The 16,044-nt window shown below is 73.5% G+C and carries 15 protein-coding genes; 3 read left to right on the top strand and 12 right to left on the bottom strand.

The genetic code is table 11. The annotated features are described in order from the left end of the window. Nucleotides 1–408: 408 nt before the first annotated feature. From tyrS to argC, 12 genes are all read right to left on the bottom strand, one after another. On the bottom strand, nt 409–1,686 hold the full coding sequence (tyrS, locus tag KDL28_RS22845; protein ID WP_252441509.1) for a tyrosine--tRNA ligase: 1,278 nt from the start codon (nt 1,684–1,686) through the stop codon (nt 409–411). A 42-nt stretch (nt 1,687–1,728) separates the two neighbouring features. After that, a complete protein-coding gene (locus KDL28_RS22840) occupies nt 1,729–2,751 on the bottom strand; it encodes an iron-siderophore ABC transporter substrate-binding protein (RefSeq protein ID WP_252441508.1) in 1,023 nt (340 codons plus the stop codon). A gap of 33 nt (nt 2,752–2,784) precedes the next feature. Next, entirely contained in the window at nt 2,785–3,408 is a 624-nt protein-coding gene (locus KDL28_RS22835) for a DNA-3-methyladenine glycosylase (protein WP_252441522.1), read from the bottom strand. Nucleotides 3,409–3,441: 33 nt separating this feature from the next. Further along, the gene (locus KDL28_RS22830) at nt 3,442–4,695 is read right to left on the bottom strand and encodes an aspartate aminotransferase type Ic (RefSeq protein WP_252441507.1); all 1,254 of its coding nucleotides are present in this window, start codon (nt 4,693–4,695) and stop codon (nt 3,442–3,444) included. A 16-nt stretch (nt 4,696–4,711) separates the two neighbouring features. After that, the gene (argH, locus tag KDL28_RS22825) at nt 4,712–6,112 is read right to left on the bottom strand and encodes an argininosuccinate lyase (protein WP_252441506.1); all 1,401 of its coding nucleotides are present in this window, start codon (nt 6,110–6,112) and stop codon (nt 4,712–4,714) included. After that, a complete protein-coding gene (gene argG, locus KDL28_RS22820) occupies nt 6,112–7,545 on the bottom strand; it encodes an argininosuccinate synthase (protein WP_252441505.1) in 1,434 nt (477 codons plus the stop codon). The genes argH and argG overlap by 1 nt, the downstream gene beginning before the upstream one ends. Nucleotides 7,546–7,576: 31 nt before the next feature. After that, nucleotides 7,577–8,125 (bottom strand): arginine repressor, encoded by a 549-nt coding sequence (locus KDL28_RS22815; protein WP_256502436.1) that lies wholly within the window; start codon nt 8,123–8,125, stop codon nt 7,577–7,579. Next, nucleotides 8,122–9,042, bottom strand: coding sequence for an ornithine carbamoyltransferase (gene argF / locus KDL28_RS22810; protein ID WP_252441503.1), 921 nt, complete (start codon nt 9,040–9,042; stop codon nt 8,122–8,124). The genes KDL28_RS22815 and argF overlap by 4 nt, the downstream gene beginning before the upstream one ends. Then, nucleotides 9,042–10,250 (bottom strand): acetylornithine transaminase, encoded by a 1,209-nt coding sequence (locus tag KDL28_RS22805; protein WP_252441502.1) that lies wholly within the window; start codon nt 10,248–10,250, stop codon nt 9,042–9,044. The genes argF and KDL28_RS22805 overlap by 1 nt, the downstream gene beginning before the upstream one ends. Beyond that, complete coding sequence (argB, locus tag KDL28_RS22800) at nt 10,247–11,137, bottom strand: acetylglutamate kinase (RefSeq protein ID WP_252441501.1); 891 nt, start codon at nt 11,135–11,137, stop codon at nt 10,247–10,249. The genes KDL28_RS22805 and argB overlap by 4 nt, the downstream gene beginning before the upstream one ends. Beyond that, nucleotides 11,121–12,284, bottom strand: a complete 1,164-nt coding sequence (gene argJ, locus KDL28_RS22795; protein WP_252441500.1) for a bifunctional glutamate N-acetyltransferase/amino-acid acetyltransferase ArgJ — start codon at nt 12,282–12,284, stop codon at nt 11,121–11,123. Before argJ ends, argB begins: the two co-directional genes overlap by 17 nt. A gap of 70 nt (nt 12,285–12,354) precedes the next feature. Continuing rightward, on the bottom strand, nt 12,355–13,392 hold the full coding sequence (gene argC / locus KDL28_RS22790; protein WP_252441499.1) for an N-acetyl-gamma-glutamyl-phosphate reductase: 1,038 nt from the start codon (nt 13,390–13,392) through the stop codon (nt 12,355–12,357). A gap of 87 nt (nt 13,393–13,479) precedes the next feature. On the opposite strand from argC, the gene KDL28_RS22785 reads away from it, so the two are divergent. From KDL28_RS22785 to KDL28_RS22775, 3 genes are all read left to right on the top strand, one after another. Beyond that, nucleotides 13,480–14,160: a DNA alkylation repair protein gene (locus KDL28_RS22785; RefSeq protein ID WP_252441498.1), complete on the top strand. Its 681-nt coding sequence runs from the start codon at nt 13,480–13,482 to the stop codon at nt 14,158–14,160. 54 nt (nt 14,161–14,214) lie between these two features. After that, a complete protein-coding gene (locus KDL28_RS22780) occupies nt 14,215–15,258 on the top strand; it encodes an Atu2307/SP_0267 family LLM class monooxygenase (RefSeq protein WP_252441497.1) in 1,044 nt (347 codons plus the stop codon). A gap of 123 nt (nt 15,259–15,381) precedes the next feature. Then, on the top strand, nt 15,382–16,044 hold the full coding sequence (locus tag KDL28_RS22775) for a hypothetical protein (RefSeq protein WP_252441496.1): 663 nt from the start codon (nt 15,382–15,384) through the stop codon (nt 16,042–16,044).

Genomic DNA, 16,044 nt, shown 5'->3' with positions numbered 1-16,044 from the left:
CACCGAGGAAGCCAACGCACGGGGTACGCGCTCCACTCGGCCGAACAAATATCTGGCACAAAACCAAAACCAGAAAAACAATAGCTCGACACACTGTTGAGTTCTCAAAAGACACCCACACACCATCCAGTGCCGCTAGGCACCATCCGGGGCGTCAGTTGCCCGACCGTGTCGGAGCAACTTTTCTACTCTAGGTGGTCCAGTTCGTGGAGTCAAGCTCCACCTGGCCCACCCGGTGTGAGCTGCGCCTCAGCGCTGCCCACCGGCTGGCCGCCACTCCTGGGGGCTGACTCTGGGCCTGAGATTCAGTCCCGGTCTGTCGTGCTGCCCTCCGTGGCGACATGGAGTAAGTTACACGCCCTGGTGCGAGGGTTCAAATCGGGGGGTCGACTTCCGCGTTCCCGCAGGTCAGGCGGATGCCACCCGCACGCCCGCCAGGTTGCGCTTGCCGCGGCGCACGACGAGCCACCCCCCGGGCAGCAGGTCCTCCGCCGACGGGCGCCAGCTCTCGTCGCCCACCTTCGCGTTGTTCACGTACGCCCCGCCCTCGGACACCGTGCGGCGCGCGGCCCCGCGACTCTCCACCAGACCGGTGGCCACGAGCAGATCGAGGACGGTGGGCCCGTCGGCAAGCCGGGCGTCCGCGGTCGGGGTCTCGGCCAGCGCGGCGGTCAACGTCGAGGCGTCGAGCTCGCGCAGCTCGCCGCGGCCGAACAGCGCGCCGCTCGCCGCGACCACCTGCCGGGTGGCGCGCTCGCCGTGCACGAGGGTGGTCGTCTCCTCGGCCAGCCTGCGCTGGGCCGCGCGCAGGTGCGGCCGCTCGGCGGTGGCCGCGTCCAGCTCCTCGATCTCCTCGCGCGGGAGCATCGTGAAGTACCGGAGGTACCGGCCGACCGAGGCGTCGTCCACGTTCACGAAGTACTGGAACCAGGCGTACGGGGAGGTCGTCTCCGGGTCGAGCCAGACGTTGCCGCCCCCGGTCGACTTGCCGAACTTGCGCCCCTCGCCGTCGGTGACCAGCGGTGTGGTGAGTGCGTGCACGCTCGTCCCCTCGACCCGGTGGATCAGGTCGACCCCGCCGACGATGTTGCCCCACTGGTCGGAGCCGCCGATCTGCAACCGGCAGCCGTGCCGGCGGAAGAGGTGCAGGTAGTCCTGGCTCTGCAGGAGCAGGTAGCTGAACTCGGTGTAGGACATGCCGTCGCCGGCGAGGCGTCGCCGGACGGTCTCGCGCCCGAGCATGTCCCCGATCCGGAAGTGCTTGCCGACGTCACGGAGGAACTCCAGCGTCGACTGCTGACTGGTCCAGTCCAGGTTGTTGACCAGCAGCGCCCCGGTCGGCGAGTCGTCGAACTCGACGAAGCGCTCCAGCTGGCCGCGCACCCGCTCGGTCCACGTGCGGACGGTGTCGAGGTCGTGGAGCGAGCGCTCGCCGACGTCGCGCGGGTCGCCGATCATGCCGGTCGCGCCGCCGGCGAGCGCGATGGGACGGGCCCCGGCCTGCTGGAACCGCCGCAGCGTCAGCAGCGGCATCAGGTTCCCGGCGTGCAGGCTCGGGGCCGTCGGGTCGAACCCGCAGTAGAGCGTGAGCACCCCCGCCGCGAGGTCGCGGCGCAGCGCGTCCTCATCGGTGGACTGCGCGACCAGGCCGCGCCACTTCAGCTCGTCGAGGATGTCCGTGCTCACGTCCGCGATTCTCCAGGACGGGTCGACCGGGTTCCGCCCCGGTCAGCCGCCGAGCGCGGCGGCCATCTTCGGCGGCACGCTGTCCAGCAGCGCGGGCAGGCTCAGCACGCTGCTGAACCCCATGGCGTTGGCCTCCACGTCGGTCAGCTGCACGATCCGGTCCTGCTGGAAGACGGTGAGCCGGTCGTGGCCGGGCACGTTCTCGATCCTCGACTCCGGGGCGCCGTTGGTGACGTCCATCCAGGCCACGACGTCGTTCTGGTCGAGCAGGTCGAGCTGCTCGAGGCTGATCTCGGTGTAGAAGCTCGTGCCGGCGAGCTGGTCGATCTCCGGGGGCACCGTCATGCCGAGCGAGGTGAAGAACCGCCCGCGCGAGTCCTGCGAGCTGTAGGCGAACCAGTTGGCCCCGCCGGTGGACACCCCGGCGACCATCGTCTTCTTGCCGGCCAGCTGCGGGTGGGCCGCCTTGGCCTCCTCGAACCGGGCCTCCAGGTCGGTGACCTGCTGCTCGGCCTGCTCGCTCTTGCCCAGCGCCTGGCCGACCAGGCGCGTGGCGTCCTGCCACGCCGTGGCGTAGGGGATGCCGCCCTTGGGCTGGATGATCGTCGGGGCGATCCGGGAGAAGGTGTCGTACTCCTCCTGGGTCAGGCCCGCGGTGATCGCCACGATGAGGTCGGGGGCCAGCGCGGCCACCGTCTCCGGGTCGATGGTGGCGCCGTTGAGCACCTGCGGCTGCTGGCCCTGCAACTTGTCCTGGGCCCACTCCCAGGTGGCCGAGGGCTTGTTCCCGCTCCACTCGCGGATGGCGACCGGCACCACGTCGAGGGCCAGGATCGGGTCCTGGTCGGTGTAGCCGAGGGAGACGACGCGCTGGGGCCGGCTCGGGATCTCCGTGGTGCCGTAGTCGTGCTCGATGCTGACCGGGAACGCGCCGCCGGCCTCGCCACCGGCGCCCGGAGCCGCCGGCTCGGCCGTGCCACCACCACCCCCGCAGGCCGTGAGCAGCAGGACACTGGCCGACACGCAGGCGGTCAACCAGCCGAAACGGCGTCGATGAGCGATCACGCGCGAAGGATAGGCGAGGCTATCCTTTGGTGCCTAGTCGGACGCGCCCCCGACCGGTGTGATGCGCCGCCTACCGGGCCGGAACTGGCTGACCGCCGGATGGCCGTCCACCCAGAAGCGCCAGGGCGTGTCGTGCCCGGCGGCGACCCCGACCCGCGGACCGCTGCGGATCGTCGCCGGGTCGAGCGGCGGCGCGGCGAGCAGCCGCACCGGCGAGGCGGGGTCGGTCACGTCGAGGCCGTTGGCGTCGCGGTCGAACCCCAGCAGGGAGGCCAGCCGGGCCGGACCCCGGGCCAGGTCGGCGTCGCGCCGGGCGGTCGGGCGCCGGGCCCTGGCCAGGCCGAGGTCGGAGACCACCTCACCGGCCCGCAGCAGCACCGCACCGGCCTCGCCGTCGTCGAGGCAGGAGATGTTGGCGCAGAAGTGCATGCCGTAGACGAAGTAGACGTACAGGTGCCCGGCGGGGCCGAACATCACCGCGTTGCGCGGGGTGCGGCCGCGGAAGCTGTGCGAGGCCGGGTCGTCGGCGCCGCGGTACGCCTCGACCTCCACCAGCCGGACGGCCACCGGACCGTCCGGCGTGTCGGCCGCGACGGTGCACCCGAGCAGGCGCACCGCCGCGGCCGGCACGTCGACGGCCAGCTCGCTACGGTCGATCAACACGGCGGTCGAGGAGCTGCGTCCGGCGGTTCAGCGCTGTACCAGCGCCAGCTTCACGCAGACCGCCACGCCCTCCATGGCCCGCTGCACCTCGTCAAGCACCGGGAAGGTCGGGGCCAGCCGGATGGTGCGGTCCTCGGGGTCCTCGCCGTAGGGGTGGGTGGAGCCGGCCGGGGTCAGCGCGATGCCGGCCTCCTTGGCCAGCCGCACGATCTCGGTGGCGGTGCCGTCCGGCACGGTCAGCGTGACGAAGTAGCCGCCGCGCGGCTGCGACCAGCTCACCCCGGGGGTGTCGGCGAAGTTGCGGCTGAGCACGTCCTCGACGGCCGCGAACTTCGGCTCGATGATCTCGCGGTGCTTGCGCATGTGCGCCTTGACGCCGTCGGCGTCGCGCAGGAAGCGGGCGTGGCGCAGGTGGTTGGTCTTGTCCGGTCCGATGGACCGCTTGCCGGCGACCGCGAGCCACCAGGCGACGTTCGCCTGCGAGGCGCCCAGGAAGGACACGCCCGCCCCGGCGAGGGTGATCTTGGAGGTGGACCCGAAGACGAACACGCGGTCGGCGTGGCCCGCCTCGGTGGCCAGCGCGAGCACGTCGGCGATCTCGTGCTCGGTGTCGGTGAGGTGGTGCACCGCGTAGGCGTTGTCCCAGAAGATCCGGAAGTCCGGCGCCGCGGTGCTCATCGTGGCCAGCCTGCGGCTGACCTCGTCGGAGTAGATCGCGCCGTCGGGGTTGGAGTACTTCGGCACGCACCAGATGCCCTTGATCGCCGGATCGCCCGCGACGAGCTGCTCCACGACGTCCATGTCCGGGCCGTCGGCGGTCATCGGCACGGTGACCAGCTCGACGCCGAGCTTCTCGCAGAGCGCGAAGTGCCGGTCGTAGCCGGGGACGGGCGCGAGGAACACGACGCGCTCCTCGTCGGCCCAGCGGTGGGCGGCGCCGGGCATGACGGTCAGCAGCGCCTGGGCGACCGTCTCGTACATCAGCTCCAGGCTGGAGTTGCCGAACGCGATCAGCTGGTCGACCGGCACCTGCAGCACCGGCGCGAAGATCTCGCGCAGCTCCTTGAGCCCGGTGAGCCCGCCGTAGTTGCGGGTGTCGGTGCCGTCGGCCGCCCTGTGGTCGGTGAGCGGCTCGGTCAGCAGCGCGGCGGCCAGGTCGAGCTGGGCCGAGGACGGCTTGCCCCGGGTCAGGTCGAGGGACATGCCCGCGGCCTTGAGGTCGGCGTAGGCCTGCCGCGCGTCGTCCAGGTCGGGGCGCGCCAGGTCGGCTGGCGAGGTCATCGGTGATCCTCCGGATCTAGGTGGTCAGCGCGGCGCGGGCCGCGGCGGCGGACGCGCGCAGGGCGTCGAGCTGCTCGGCGACCCGGGCCCCCGCGGTGCCGCCGCGGGCGTCGCGTGAGGCGATCGAGCCTGCCACGCTCAGCACGCCGCGGACATCCGGGATGAGCGCGGGGTGGACGGCCGCGAGCTCCGCGTCGGTGAGCGCGTCCAACCCGACGCCGCGGGCCTCGGCGGCGCGCACGCAACCGCCTGCCGCATCGTGGGCCACCGTGAACGGCACGCCCTGCCGCACGAGCCACTCCGCGACGTCGGTGGCCAGGGTGAAACCGGCCGGGGCCAGCTCGGCGAGCCGCGCGGTGTCGAAGACGAGCGTGCGCACCATCCCGGCGACCGCGGGCAGCAGCAGCTGCAGCTGCTCGACGGAGTCGAACAGCGGCTCCTTGTCCTCCTGCAGGTCGCGGTTGTAGGCCAGCGGCAGGCCCTTGAGCGTGGCCAGCAGCCCGGCCAGGTTGCCGATCAGCCGCCCGGCCTTGCCGCGGGCCAGCTCGGCCACGTCCGGGTTCTTCTTCTGCGGCATGATCGAGCTGCCGGTGGAGAACGCGTCGTCGAGGGTGACGTAGGAGAACTCCGCGGTCGCCCAGAGGATCACCTCCTCGGCGATCCGGGACAGGTCGACCGCGGTCATGGCCAGCACGAACGCCGCCTCGGCCGCGAAGTCGCGGGAGGCGGTGCCGTCGATGGAGTTGGCCGCGGCGGAGTCGAAGCCCAGCTCGGCGGCGACGGCCTCGGGGTCCAGGCCGAGCGAGGAGCCGGCCAGCGCCCCCGAACCGTAGGGCGACACCGCGGCCCGCCGGTCCCAGTCGCGCAGCCGGTCGACGTCGCGCAGCAGCGCGTGCGCGTGCGCGGCGAGGTGGTGCGACAGCAGCACCGGCTGGGCGTGCTGCAGGTGGGTACGCCCGGGCATCGGGGCGTCCGGGTGCGCGGTGGCCTGGGCGACGAGCGCGTCGACGACGTCGAGCACACCGGAGCCGACCCGGCGGGCGGCGTCGCGCAGCCACATCCGGAACAGCGTCGCCACCTGGTCGTTGCGCGAGCGCCCGGCGCGCAGCTTGCCGCCCAGCTCGGGGCCGGCCCGCTCGATCAGGCCGCGCTCCAGCGCGGAGTGCACGTCCTCGTCGGCGGGGGCCGGGCCGAACGCGCCGGACTCGACGTCGGCGGCCAGCTTGGCCAGCGCGTCGAGCATGCCGGCGAGCTCGTCGTCGGTGAGCAGTCCGGCGCGGTGCAGGACGCGGGCGTGCGCCTGGGACCCGCGCACGTCGTAGGGCGCGAGCCGCCAGTCGAAGTGCGTGGACTTGGACAGCGCGGCCAGCGCGTCGGCGGGCCCGGACGCGAACCGGCCGCCCCACAACCCCGCCATCAGTCGGTGCCCGCTTCCAGCGCGGCCTCGTCGAGGTGCGTCGACGCCTCGCGGTCGCCGGTCTCGTCGGCGGTCGCGATCCGGTCGAAGCCGCCGACCGGCAGCTCGCCGAACAGCGTGCCGTGCTCGACGAGCACCGTGCCCTGCTCGAGCGGCTGCCCGGCGTAGGCCTCCAGCTTGGCGCGGGAGTCGGCGATGTCGAGGTTGCGCATGGTGAGCTGGCCGATCCGGTCGGTGGGCCCGAAGGCGGCGTTCTCGACGCGCTCCATCGAGAGCCGGTCCGGGTGGTAGGAGAAGCCGGGCCCGCGGGTGTCCAGGATCGTGTAGTCGTCGCCGCGGCGCAGTCGGAGCGTGACGGTGCCGGTGACCAGCGAGGCGATCCAGCGCTGGATGGACTCGCGCACCATCAGCGCCTGCGGGTCGAGCCAGCGGCCCTCGTAGAGCAGCCTGCCGAGCTTGCGGCCCTCGTTGTGGTAGTTGGCCAGGGTGTCCTCGTTGTGGATCGCGTTGACCAGCCGCTCGTAGGCGGCGAACAGCAGCGCCATCCCGGGCGCCTCGTAGATGCCGCGCGACTTGGCCTCGATGATCCGGTTCTCGATCTGGTCGGACATGCCCAGGCCGTGGCGGCCGCCGATGGTGTTGGCCTCCCGGACGAGGGCGACCTGGTCGGCGAACCGCCTGCCGTTGATCGCCACCGGGCAGCCCGCCTCGAAGGTGACGGCGACGTCCTCGGACTCGATCGCGACCGACGGGTCCCAGTACTTCACGCCCATGATCGGCTCGATGGTCTCCAGGGAGACGTCGAGGTGCTCCAGCGTCTTGGCCTCGTGCGTCGCGCCCCAGATGTTGGCGTCGGTGGAGTAGGCCTTCTCGGCCGAGTCCCGGTAGGGCAGCCCGTGCGCGGTGAGCCACTTGCTCATCTCGTCTCGCCCGCCCAGCTCCTGGACGAAGTCGGCGTCGAGCCACGGCTTGTAGATGCGCAGCTCGGGGTTGGCCAGCAGGCCGTAGCGGTAGAACCGCTCGATGTCGTTGCCCTTGAAGGTCGACCCGTCGCCCCAGATGTTGACGTCGTCGGCCTGCATCGCGCGCACCAGCAGCGTCCCGGTGACGGCGCGGCCCAGCGGCGTGGTGTTGAAGTACGTCCGGGTGCCGGAGCGGATGTGGAAGGCGCCGCAGGCCAGCGCGGCCAGGCCCTCCTCGACCAGCTGCGGCTTGATGTCGACCGCGCGCGCGATCTCGGCGCCGTACTGCCGGGCGCGCACGGGCACGCCGGCGATGTCGGGCTCGTCGTACTGGCCGAGGTCGGCGGTGTAGGTGCACGGGATCCCGCCGCTCTCGCGCATCCAGGCGACCGCCACGGAGGTGTCGAGGCCCCCGGAGAAGGCGATGCCGATGCGCTCGCCCTTCGGGAGGGAGGTCAGGACCTTGCTCAAGACAGGCTCCTTGCTGAATTGGCGCTGACGGTCAGCGGGGCTGGAGTTCGCGCAGCAGCGCGACGAGTTCGGCGCCGGTGAGGGGCTCGCGGGCCACCACCACGAGGGTGTCGTCGCCGGCGATGGTGCCGACGACGTCGTGCAGGGCCGCGCGGTCCAGGGCGCTGGCCAGGTAGTGCGCGGCCCCGGGCGGGGTCCGCAGCACGGCGAGGTTCCCACTCGCGTCCGCACCGGTCAGCAGCTCCCCCAGGAGCTTGCCCAGCCGGGCGGTGCCGCCGGAGATGCCGCGCACCGGGCTGCCGTCGTCGGGGATGACGTAGACCGGCGTGCCGCCGTCGGCACCGCGCAGCTTGACCGCGCCGAGCTCGTCGAGGTCGCGGGAGAGCGTGGCCTGGGTGGTGCCGACGCCCTCGTCCTCCAGCATCGCCAGCAGCTCGGACTGGCTGTGCACGGCCCGGTCCCGGATCAGCTCGACGATCCGGGCCTGGCGCGCGGCTCTGGTCATCGCGCTCCCTCGCTGGCGCTCGGCCGGGGACGACCGGAGGTGCGGCGCCGGTGGTTCGCCCGCGAGCTCGCTCATGCCCGGAGCAACCACGCCAGCAGCGCCTTCTGCGCGTGCAGCCGGTTCTCGGCCTCGTCCCACACCGCGCTGGCCGGGCCGTCGAGCACCTCGTCGGTGATCTCGTGGCCGCGGTGCGCCGGCAGGCAGTGCAGCACGATCGCGCCCTCCGCGGCCCGGGCCAGCAGACCGGCGTTGACCTGCAGCGGGCGGAACGGGGCCGCCCGGTCGAGGCCGTCGTCCTCCTGGCCCATGGACACCCACGTGTCGGTGACGACGACGTCGGCGCCCTCGACCGCGGCGTGCGGGTCGGCGATGAGCTCCACTCCCCCGCCGGTGTCGCTCGCCCGGCTCTTCGCGTCGCGGACGACGTCCTGGTCGGGGGTGAAGCCCTCGGGCGCGCAGATCCGGACGGTGAGCCCCGCGGTCGCCCCACCGAGCAGCAGCGAGTGGGCCATGTTGTTGGCGCCGTCGCCGAGGTAGGTCAGGGTGAGCCCGGCCAGCTTGCCGAAGCGCTCGCGGATGGTCTGCAGGTCGGCCAGCACCTGGCACGGGTGGAACCCGTCGGTCAGCGCGTTGACGACCGGAACCGACGACCCGCTCGCCATCTCCTGGATGCGGGACTGGGCGCCGGTGCGCCAGACGATGGCGTCGACGTAGCGGGAGAGCACCCGGGCGGTGTCGGCGATCGTCTCGCCGCGGCCGAGCTGGCTGGCCCGCGCGTCGACGATCAGCGGGGTGCCGCCCAGCTGGGAGATCCCCACCTCGAACGAGATGCGGGTGCGGGTGGAGGCCTTGTCGAACAGCACGGCCACCGACCGCGGCCCCTCCAGCGGTCGCCGCGCGAACGGCTCGGCCTTCATGGCGTCGGCCAGGTCGAGGACGGCGCTCTGCTCGTCGGGGGTGAGGTCGTCGTCGCGCAGGAGGTGGCGGACCATCAGCCCCGCTCCTGCGCGGCGTCGAGGATGCCGGGGAAGGCGTCGAGGAACTCCTTGGCCTGACCCTCGGTCAGCACCAGCGGCGGGGCCAGCCGGAGCCGGTCGGGCACGGCGTTGTTGACCAGGAACCCGGCCTCGCGCGCGGCCGCGGCCACCGCGGCCGAGACCGGCTCGCCGAGCAGCACGCCGATCAGCAGCCCGGACCCGTCGACCCCGCGCACGAGCGGGTGGTCGATCGCCTCGACACCGGTGGCGATCTCCTTGCCGACCTGCGCGACGTGGTCGAGCAGGCCGTCGGCGGCGATCGTGTCGAGCACCGCGAGCGCCGCGGCGCAGCACACCGGGTTGCCGCCGAACGTGGTGCCGTGGTGACCCGGCTCGAGCAGGTCGCCCGCCGCGCCCAGGCCGATGCAGGCGCCGATCGGCAGTCCGCCGCCCAGGCCCTTGGCCAACGTGACGACGTCCGGGACGACCCCGGCCTGCTGGAAGGCGAACCAGCTGCCGGTGCGGCCGATGCCGGTCTGCACCTCGTCGAGCACCAGCAGGGCGCCGGCCTCCGCGGTGATCTCGCGGGCCGCGGCGAGGTAGCCGGCGGGCGGGGTGACCGCACCGGCCTCCCCCATGATCGGCTCCAGGAACACCGCCGCCGTGTCGGCGTCGACGGCGGCCTCCAGCGCGGCGACGTCGCCGTAGGGCACGTGGCTGACGCCCGGGGTCATCGGCTCGAACGGCGTCCGCTTGCCGGGCTGCCCGGTAAGCGCCAGCGCGCCCATCGTGCGGCCGTGGAAGGCGTTCTGCGCGGCGATGATGTTGGGCCGGCCGGTGCGGCGGGCCATCTTGAACGCCGCCTCGTTGGCCTCGGCGCCGGAGTTGCAGAACAGCACCCGCGCGCCCGGCACCCCGATCAGCTCCTGCAGCCGCTCGGCCAGGGCCAGCGGCGGCTCGGTGATGAACAGGTTGGACGTGTGCCCGAGCGTGGAGATCTGCTCGGTCACCGCGCGGACGACGGCCGGGTGGGCGTGGCCCAGGGAGTTGACGGCGATGCCGCCGAGCAGGTCGAGGTAGCGACGGCCGTCGGCGTCCCACACCTCGGCCCCGGAGCCGCGCACGAGCGCCAGCGGCGGGGTGCCGTAGTTGTTCATCATGGCCGCCTGCCAGCGGCTGGTCAGACCACCCCGTGCCGACGATTCGCTCGCGAGCTCGTTCATGGGCGCACCATCGTTCCGACTCCTTCGCTGGTGAACACTTCGAGCAGCACCGAGTGCGGCAACCGGCCGTCGATCACGTGCGCACGGCCGACGCCGCCGCGCACGGCGCGCAGGCAGGCTTCCATCTTCGGGGCCATCCCGGACTCCAGGGCGGGCAGCATCGGTTCGAGCTCGTCCGCGGTCAGCTCGGTGATCAGCGAGTCCGGGTCGGGGTAGTTCGCGTACAGGCCCTCGACGTCGGTCAGCACCACGAGCTTCGCGGCCCCGAGGCCGGCCGCCAGCGCGGCCGCCGCGCTGTCGGCGTTGATGTTGTAGACCTGCCCGTCGACGTCCGGGGCGACGCCGGCGACCACCGGGATCCGCCCGGCGGCCACGATGTCGAGCACCGCGGACGGCTTGACCTCGACGACGTCGCCGACCAGGCCGATGTCGACCTCCTCGCCCCCGACGAGCGCCGTGCGCTTCTCGGCGGTGAACAGGCCGGCGTCCTCGCCGGAGAGCCCGACCGCGTAGGGCCCGTGCTGGTTGATCAGCCCGACCAGCTCGCGGCCGACCTGCCCGACCAGCACCATCCGCACGATGTCGACCGTCTCGGGCGTGGTGACCCGCAGCCCGCCGCGGAACTCCCCCGGCAGGCCGAGGCGCTCGAGCATCGCGCTGATCTGCGGGCCACCGCCGTGCACGACGACGGGGTGGATGCCGGCCAGGCGCAGGAACACCATGTCACGGGCGAACGCCTGCTTGAGGCCCTCGTCGATCATGGCGTTGCCGCCGTACTTGATCACCACGACCTGCCCGTGCCACCGCTGCAGCCAGGGCAGCGCCTCGGACAGGACCGCCGCCTTCTCCGCGGCGCCCGCCAGCCGCGCGTCAGGAGGAGTAGGCACTGTTCTCCTCCACGTAGGCGTGCGAGAGGTCGGTGGTCAGGATCTCGGCGTGGCCGTCGCCGAGGCCGAGCTCGACGTGCACCAGCACCTCCTTGCCCGACAGGTCGGCCGCGGAGCGGTCGCCGGAGGCGACCCCGCGGTGGCAGAGCAGCGCCCCGTTGATGGAGATGTCGAGCATCTCGGGGTTGACGTCGGCGTCGCTGTAGCCGACGGCGGCCGCCACCCGGCCCCAGTTCGGGTCGGAGCCGAACAGCGCCGTCTTGACCAGGCTGTCGCGGGCGACGGTGCGGGCGACGGTCACCGCGTCGTCCTCGCTCGCGGCCCCGCTGACCCGCACCGTGATCCGCTTGGTGACGCCCTCGGCGTCGGCCTGCATCTGCTGGGCCAGGTCGCGGCAGACGGCGGTCAGCGCCGCGGTGAAGGCCAGCGGGTCGGCCTCGACACCGCTGGCCCCCGAGGCCAGCACCAGCACGGTGTCGTTGGTGGAGGTGGAGCCGTCGACGTCGAGGCGGTCGAAGCTGACCCGCACGGCCGCGCGCAGGGCCTCGTCGAGCACCTCGCCGTCGATGGCGGCGTCGGTGGTGACGACGGCGAGCATCGTGGCCATCGAGGGCGCGATCATCCCGGCGCCCTTGGCCATCCCGCCGACGCTCCAGCCCGCGCCGTCGCTGTGCGCGGCCTGCTTGACCACCGTGTCGGTGGTCATGATCGCGGCGGCGGCGGCCGGCCCCGCGCCCGGCGCGGCGCTGAGCGCGGCGTGGGCCCGCTCGACACCGGCCAGCACCCGCCCGCGCGGCAGCTGGGCGCCGATCAGCCCGGTCGAGCACACCGCGACCTCGATCGCGCCGGCGTCGAGCAGGGCCGCGGCCTTCTCGGCGGTGGAGTGCGCGGTCTGGAAGCCCTCGTGCCCGGTGCAGGCGTTGGCGCCCCCGGAGTTCAGGACGACCGCGCGCAGCCGCCGCGTCGCCGCCACGACCTGCTCGGTCCACAGCACGGGGGCGGCCTTGACCTTGTTGCGGGTGAAGACGCCCGCGGCGTCGAAGCGCGGCCCGTCGTTGACGACGAGGGCGAGGTCGGGGTTGCCGCTCGCCTTGATCCCGGCGGCCACCCCCGCCGCCCGGAACCCCTTCGCCGCGACGACGCTCATCGCTCTCCCCCGCTGCGCTCGGTCGGCGCTGCGCGACGCACTGCGTCGGATGGTTCGCCCGCAAGCTCGCTCACGGTGCCACTCCCGTCATCGGCAGGCCGGTGGTCTCGGGCAGGCCGAGCGCGATGTTCATGGACTGGACGGCGCCGCCGGCGGTGCCCTTGGTCAGGTTGTCGATCGCGGCCACGACCACGAGCCGCCCGGCGTCGGGGTCGACGGCCACCTGCACCAGCGCGGTGTTGGCGCCCGAGGTCGATGCAGTCGCCGGCCACTCCCCCTCCGGGAGCAGGTGCACGAACGGCTCGTCGGCGAAGGCCTTCTCGTACACCTCGCGGGCCGTCACGTCCGCGCCGGCACCGTCGCCGGTGAGCGCGGCCGAGCAGGTGGCCAGGATGCCGCGCGGCAGCGGCGCCAGCACCGGGGTGAAGCTGACCCCGACCGGCCGCCCGGCCACCGCCGACAGGTTCTGCACGATCTCCGGGGTGTGCCGGTGCGCGCCGCCCACGCCGTAGGCGGACAGCGAACCCATCACCTCCGAGCCGAGCAGGTGCGTCTTGGGCGACTTCCCGGCCCCGGACGTCCCGCTCACGGCGGTGATCACGACCTCGGAGGCCACGATCCCGGCCGCGACCGCCGGGAACAGCGCCAGGCTCGACACGGTGGGGTAGCAGCCGGGCACGGCGATCCGCTTCGCCCCGCGCAGGCCGTCGCGCGCGCCGGGCAGCTCGGGCAGGCCGTACGGCCAGGACCCGGCGTGCTCCCCGCCGTACCAGCGCAGCCAGGCCGCGGGGTCGGTGAGCCGGTGGTCGGCACCGCAGTCGACGACCAGCACGTCCGGTCCGAGCTGCGCCGCGACCTCCGCCGACCTGCCGTGCGGCAGGGCCAGGAAGACGACGTCGTGCCCGGCGAGCGCCTCGGGCGTCGTGTCCTGCAGGACGCGGTCGGCCAGCGGCACCAGGTGCGGCTGCAGGGCGCCGAGCCGGTTGCCGGCGTTGCCGCCCGCGGTCAACGCCCCGATCTCCACGTCGGGATGGGCCAGCAGGAGCCGCAACAGCTCTCCACCGGCGTACCCGCTCGCGCCGGCCACCGCGATCCGCACCATGCGCATGACTATGCATGGTCCTGCAATCAGATGCAATGTCCTTTGGGCTGATGTCCGTCTCGGGTGTTCCGCCCACCCCAATATCGTCGCCCCATGCACGAGTGGGTCCGGGCCGCCCGGGAAGGGCTCGCCGACGTGGCCGACCCCGCGGCCGCCGAGCCGATGCGCGCCTACATGAAGTCGGAGATGCCGTTCCGCGGCGTCCCGAAGCCGGCGCGCGAGCGCCTGCTCCGCACCCTCGTCGCCGCCCACCCCCTCGACGACGCCGACGAACTCCTGGCCGTCGCCGACACCCTGTGGACCGGGGCGGCCTACCGCGAGGAGCGCTACCTCGCCATCGCCCTGCTCGGTCACCGGCGCTACGCGAGCTGGGCGCGCCCGGGATGGGTGCCGGTGCACCGCCGGTGGATCGTGTCCGGTGGCTGGTGGGACTTCACCGACGAGATCGCCAACCGGCACATCGCGCCGCTGCTGCGCGCCCACCGCGGCGAGCTGACCCCGGTCGTGCGGGGGTGGATCAGCGATCCGGACCGGTGGCTGCGCCGCACGTCGGTGATCTGCCAGCTCCAGTCCGGCGCGCAGACCGATCTCGACCTGCTCCGCGACGCCATCGAGGCCAACCAGCACGACCCCGACTTCTTCCTGCGCAAGGGCATCGGGTGGGCGCTGCGCCAGTACGCCCGGGTCGACGCGGGGTGGGTGCGGGCGTTCGTCGACGAGCACCCCGACCTGTCGCCGCTGTCGCGGCGGGAGGCGTTGAAGCACATCGGCTGAGCGATCTTCGCCGGGACGGGAATGACCGGGCGGGTGGGGGAGGTTGGCGACGTCGTGGAGATCGGTGCGTACACCTTCGCCGACGTGAGTCCGGGCCCCGGTGGGGTGGGCCCGGCCCAGCGCGTGCGCGAGGTCGTCGAGGAGATCGCGCTGGCCGACCAGGTGGGTCTGCGGGTCTACGGGGTCGGCGAGCACCACCGCGCCGACTACGCGGCCTCCGCGCCGGCCATGATCCTCGCCGCGGCCGCCGAGCGGACCAGCGCCATCCGGCTGACCAGTGCGGTCACCGTGCTCAGCTCGGACGACCCGGTCCGGGTGGTGCAGCAGTACGCCACGCTCGACCTGCTCTCCGGCGGGCGGGCGGAGATCATGGCCGGGCGCGGCTCGTTCACCGAGTCGTTCCCGCTGTTCGGCTACGACCTCGCCGACTACGACGAGCTGTTCGCCGAGAAGCTGGAGCTGCTGCTGGCGCTGCGGTCGGGGCAGCCGGTCAGCTGGTCCGGGCGGCACCGGGCGCCGCTGCGGGGGCAGTCGGTGCACCCGCGGCCCGTGCAGGACCCGCTCCCGGTCTGGGTTGCGGTCGGCGGCAACCCGCACTCGGTGGTGCGGGCCGGGGTGCTGGGGCTGCCGATGGCGCTGGCGATCATCGGGGGGATGCCCGAGCAGTTCGCCGGGCTGGCCGAGCTGCACCGCGAGGCGGCCCGTCGCGCCGACCACCCGCGGCTGCCGTTCAGCCTCAACATGCACGGCTTCGTGGCCGACACCAGCCAGGCCGCCGCCGACACCTACTACCCCGCGCACTCGGCGGTGATGAACCGGATCGGCGCCGAGCGCGGCTGGGGCCCCACCGACCGGGCCGCGTTCGACGCCCAGGTCGGGCCGCGCGGGGCCTACGTCGTGGGTTCGCCGCAGCAGGTGACCGAGAAGATCCTCGCCCTGCACGAGGTCTTCGGCCACGACCGGATGCTCGTCCAGCTCGCCATCGGCGACGTGCCGCACCGCGACGTGCTGCGGGCCATCGAGCTGCTCGGCACCGAGGTCGCACCGGCCGTGCGCGCGGCCACCGGCACCCGGACGGAGTCCGCGACCCCGGCCTGATTCCGCTGTTCGGGTGGTGACAGAGGCCTGATCGTCGCAATCAGCTCGCCGAGGGCTGGTCCGTCCGGCGGGTCCTCGGCGAAACGCCCGGCGGCCGGACCCAGCGCTTCATACGTTCTGCGGATGGCCAAGGGCAAGAGCGGGGGCGTCGTGGCCGCCGTCGTGCTGGCGGCGGTGCTCATCGCGGGCAACGACGGCTCCGGGCGCGACGGCGACCCGGGGACGGGGGCCACCGGGTCCACCGGTACCGGCGCCTCGACCGACGGCCAGGTCGGCGACGGCGACGGTGGCGGCACCAGCGACGGTGGCGGCGACGGCGAACCGGCCGCCCCGCTCTACGGCCCGGTCCCCGGCCAGCGCGACAAGGACCAGGCGCCGTCGGTCGCCCTGGTGCCCGACGCGGTCGCCGACGAGTGCGTGCTGAGCGCCCCGGAGGCCGAGGCCCTGGTCCGCCTGCCGGTCGAGCGGACCGTGATGACCTCCGTGCCGGGCCCGGAGGAGACGCCGGCCCCGGGCTGCGTCGCGGTCCAGGGCGAGAACCAGCAGGTCCTGATGAACGTCTACGAGGTGCGCGGGGGCTCCCCGGCCGAGGCCGTCCGCGCCCGCGACGGCGCGCGCCCGCTCGACGGGGTCGGCGAGGCGGCCGCGATCGTCATGGCCCGCACCGGCCCGACGCTCTACGTGGCGGGACAGCGCTTCCTGGTCACCGTCGCGGTCGCCTTCCGCGAGCCGGACGACGACGCCTGGCGCGCCGCGGGGCGCGCCGCCCTCGACCGCGTGGAGTAG

It is taken from the genome of Pseudonocardia humida, from assembly GCF_023898865.1.
Taxonomy (GTDB): Bacteria; Actinomycetota; Actinomycetes; order Mycobacteriales; family Pseudonocardiaceae; genus Pseudonocardia; species Pseudonocardia humida.
The sequence above is the reverse complement of the archived record's forward strand: the minus strand, read 5'-3'. Positions and strand labels throughout refer to the sequence as shown.